Annotated in this window: 1 pseudogene; it reads right to left on the bottom strand. The window is 66.8% G+C overall.

What is annotated here, in order from left to right:
• Nucleotides 1-132: 132 nt before the first annotated feature.
• Nucleotides 133-342 (bottom strand): annotated as a pseudogene (locus tag ON23_RS40080) (cold-shock protein); the annotation flags it as partial.
• Nucleotides 343-479: the final 137 nt, after the last annotated feature.

The following is a 479-nucleotide window of genomic DNA, read 5'->3' as shown; positions in this document are numbered from 1 at the left end:
GCCGCCACCGCCGCCGTAGCCGCCGCCGCCACGGCCGCCGCCGTAGCTGCCACCACCGCCGCCGTAGCTGCCGCCACCGCCGCCGTAGTCACGGCGGGGAGCACCCTGAGGGGGTGCGCCGCCTGGCCCCGTGACCTGGACAGCCTTGGTGCGGCCGTCGTCGCCGGACTCGACGTAGAACTCCACCTGCTCGCCCTCAGCAAGGCTGCGGAAGCCGTCGGTGATGATGCTCGTCTGGTGCACGAACAAGTCCTCGCCGCCGTCGTCGGGGGTGATGAAGCCGAAGCCCTTGGTGGAGTTGAACCACTTCACCGTTCCGGTCGCTTTCTGTGCCTCAGCCATTGCGGTGATCACAGAAATGCTGCGGGTGGAGATACGGGTGGGTACTGGGATAGCCCTGAAGGAGCGAAGACTAACAACTCCGTGAGATGGGCGGACCGACAAGCTTACTGCAGTTCGCAGGGCGGAAAGCATGCTCC

This window comes from Nocardia cerradoensis NBRC 101014, from assembly GCF_000308535.1.
In the GTDB taxonomy this organism is placed as follows: Bacteria; Actinomycetota; Actinomycetes; order Mycobacteriales; family Mycobacteriaceae; genus Nocardia; species Nocardia cerradoensis.
Note: the sequence above shows the minus strand (reverse complement) of the source record. Positions and strands in the feature narration are given on the sequence as shown.